3 protein-coding genes are annotated in these 3872 nt (G+C 47.6%); all 3 read right to left on the reverse strand.

Annotated features, from left to right (window positions below):
- Positions 1–309: 309 nt before the first annotated feature.
- On the reverse strand, positions 310–624 hold the full coding sequence (locus L0156_25445; protein MCI0606345.1) for a tetratricopeptide repeat protein: 315 nt from the start codon (positions 622–624) through the stop codon (positions 310–312).
- 520 nt (positions 625–1144) lie between these two features.
- On the reverse strand, positions 1145–3223 hold the full coding sequence (locus tag L0156_25450) for a prolyl oligopeptidase family serine peptidase (GenBank protein ID MCI0606346.1): 2079 nt from the start codon (positions 3221–3223) through the stop codon (positions 1145–1147).
- 366 nt (positions 3224–3589) lie between these two features.
- A partial coding sequence (locus L0156_25455; protein MCI0606347.1) for a serine hydrolase occupies positions 3590–3872 on the reverse strand: 283 nt, incomplete at its 5' end.

Genomic DNA, 3872 nt, shown 5'->3' on the forward strand with positions numbered 1-3872 from the left:
ATCGTATGGCAGTTGATACAGAAATTTGTATAAAAAGTATGGGCACCAAAGCGAACCGGTCTTGGAATTGTATACAGTAAGCGTGACTGATCATTCGTAACAATCCGCAAAACGGACATCAATTCGTTTACTTGTTCGTTGGACAGACTCCCATCACTGCCACTTTTTTCCAGATGATCTTTTAACCACGATCCTCCTGCGGGAAACTGGTTTCGGGCAAGAGGCAAGCCATCCCAGAACTCGTGCCGCCTCTCCCGCCTCCGAAATCGCTTTTTGCATCGAAGTAAGTGCGTCCGTCATTCTGGACTGCTAAGAATATACAATGCCAAGAAACATGTGAGCCAAATAAAAATGATCGTTTAGCTCCAGCGTTTTTTGCAACTGTGCAACGGCTTCCTCATACTGCCGGTCTACAAACAGCGCGTATCCTAATTGCGCATTTACCCATAAAGCGAGCGGATCCAATTGCCGTGCGATTTCTAAATGACTGATCGCTTCAGCAAATCTTCCATTAGGCAACGCCTGATGACCGATTGGGTAATTTGGAATAACTTTGAATACATCCTCAAGTTCACTTTCATAAGTGTCAGAGCAAATGTGAAGGCCACTGGGAACATCAATCAATTGTGCCCTGACTCGCAACTTATTCTTGGTACTTACTCACGCTCCCTTCCAGAATGGATTCTACCCCCAGTTTTTTACCGATCTCCCGGATGTCTGATGAGCACCTTTGAATGCAAGCACGGAAGTCTGTGCCGCAAGGCGCACACCCTTAACGCGGGGCAACTGAAACATAATCTCTTCTGCGATACCGTCACTCAAATACTCTTGATCACGCTAGGGACTCATATCTGCGAAAGGAAGGACTGCGATTGTCTTTAACCCGTATCCGGTTCCAGCGTTGAATCGCTTATGTAGCGCGTCGCAACCACACTCTGTCCATCGGTTACCGCAAAGTTATTCCCCAGAATAGGGCTCCCATTGCATCTGTTGCTTTTGAAGAAAAGAAAAACAGACAACGCTAAGAACAACAGCGATCGATCCGTCGGACCACTGGATTTTTCAAAATTCCTTTTCCCTCCGCCTGACTTTTTTTAAAAATCCGAGATAGATTCCTCAAATGGATCTGAGAGTAATATACAGGTTACCGTTCATCAGAGTTCATGCCCAAAACATGGAACAAGAAAGCCAATTCATACGTCCAGGTATTGATCCTTTGAGCTTTGGTTTTGTTTGATCCGTGTCCGGTTCCCCAGTCGATATGCAAGAGCGGTATGAATTCACCTGTCTGAGCATGTTGAAGCGCCGCGGCCAGCTTATATGCGTGGGATACGCGAGCGGTCTCATCCTGGTCGCCTGCAGTGATCATTACAGGAGGTAAGGACTTTCTCTCTTCAAGCAGATGGTAAGGAGAGACTTTCCTGGCCGCTTCGAATCCTTCCAGAGATTCCGGGGACGCAAATTCCGAATTCCATGAGCCTGTCCACAGACGATAGCGGATCATATCGGAAAGCGGCACTTCCAAAAGCACTGCTCCAAACAACTCCGGATTGGTAATCGCAGCCACTGCTGACGGAATGGTTCCCGCGCTGTTCCCGGTTACTGCCAGCCTTTTTGGAACCGCGTAACCGTTATCCAGAAACCATTTCGCAGCAAAAATCGTGTCCTGCACGGAATTCATTTTGTTCTGTGCCCGTCCTGCTTCGTACCAATCCTGACCGTAAATTCCTCCGCCACGGATATTCGGAACTGCATAAATTCCGCCCGCTTCTACGAAAACGCGATACATAGGGTTGAAGAAAGGAATAAACGTGAATCCGTAGGCGCCATACACATTGATCAGAACAGGATGTTTTTTCTCGAGCTTCAAATCCGCTTTGTGAAGAATTGTCATCGGCACTTTTGTTCCACCTTGAGATGAAAAGAATACTTGCCGAATCAAATATTTTGTATTTTGATTCTGATGGCCCCTTTCGAAGATTTGATGTAATTCACCCTTCCTCATGTCAATTTCGTAAACACCGGCATCCATCAACGCGAGGCTTCTGAAGTAGGCTTTAGAATCAGGCCCTCCGCTGAAGGCAGGCCAATTCACAGGGTAATCATTCCACAGCAGACCCTTGGGTGGATGAAGAGTTGCAACGTGGCTTTTGTCGATATTGAAGATTTTCAGCACAGCAAAACCATTTTCAAGATACACCGCAAGAAGACGCCCATTGAAAAAGTATGCTTCGGTCAGTGTGTTTTCGCTTTCCTCTACGATTGTTGACTCTGACGTGGATAAATCCCTCGTTAGGGTTATCGCCACCACTTTTCCTTTCGGGCTTCCATGCGTCGTCAAGAAAAAGAGCGTGGCCCCAATGCTTCCCAGGAATGTATGTTGCCCATCTCTGCCCGCAAAAAGCTCAACAAGTGAATGATCGGGGTGGGGCAACGGTTTTACAAACACCCGGTTCACATTTGTTTTTTCCCAGATGGAAATGGCAAGGTATTTTCCATCTTCAGTCACATCCGGTCGAATCCTGGCTGCTGGGTTTTCACTTTCAAAAAGAAGCTCGTTCCCTTCATTCCCCTGAATATTTAGAAGCCTGATTTGGCCCGGTTTTCCTTCTTCGCCGGATGGGGGAATGAAGTAAACGAACCTCTTCCCATCGGGCCACCAGGGGTTTCCGTGTATACCTCCTCCGGTCAACTTCGCCGACAAAAGGGTTCCTGCCTTCATGTCCAGGAAGTACCAGTTTTTTTCGCCGGAATCCTTGTTCTCCAGTGCATATGCGAGAGTCTGGGCTTTTGCATCTGGTCGGAAATCTGCAACCACAAAATCCTTTCCCGGATCGATTACAACCTTGGCAGAACCACCGTTGAGATTTCTATGCATCAGTACAGGGTTTTCATATTCTCGGCTGACGAACATATAAAAAAGAGAGTTTCCACGCTTCAGAGGCACACCCATATCCGGGGCATTGCCATCCACGGCAACCCGTTCCTTGATCTTGTTTAACAACTCTGCCTTCGAGTTTAAGAATTGACGCGCAAAGGCATCCTGCTTCCGGGCCCATTCGACGGTTTTTTCGTCATCCAGGTCTTCAAGCCAGCGATATGGATCGGATACCTGTTTGCCAAAAAGAATCTCTGTTATTTCTTGCCTGGGAGTGTCAGGGGGCGCGACAATTCCGTGGGCCATCGGATCTTCCTGCGGCGCAGAGAGGAACATGGTTGACATAAGGATCATCAGGACACAGAACGTTTGATGGGAAGTTTCTTTGTTCAAGAGGCGTCCGAACTGCATAAATTTGATGACCCCAAAGCTCTATGTGAACTGCCATTATCGCACAAATTTCACTCACAATTGCTCCATTGTTGGCGAATCACCATTAGCTCTAAGAGCGTTAAACAGCTGTCACAATTGTTTGAGCACAGCTTTTTATTCCTGCACTGCAGCAAGTCATTCTTCATGCCATCAGCACAAGAACCTTTGCAGATACTGTATGGCTGCCCACAGCTTTCTTGCAAAACGGGCAGGGTCCCAACTGAGACAATCGAAGCGATTCAAAGAGAGCATGTGATCAACGAACCTCGGCTAGCCGGGCTAATTCAAGGCATGTAAGCTCATACTTCGAACAAGATCCATTATGTTTAGATACGGAAACGGTCTGACCTGAACCATGAGAACACCGACCAGTTCTTCGCGCGGATCGATCCAGTAGTGAACATTGGTTGAGCCCGCCCACCAGATCGTTCCTGGAGAACCGATTTCACCATACTTGCCGGCATCATATAAGACTGCGAAACCAAATCCGAATCCCACCCCCGGCCAGAAACTGTCTGACATGCCGACACCGGACAGGTGATTCTGCAGCATAAGCTCAACG

The organism is bacterium (assembly GCA_022616075.1).
In the GTDB taxonomy this organism is placed as follows: domain Bacteria; phylum Acidobacteriota; class HRBIN11; order JAKEFK01; family JAKEFK01; genus JAKEFK01.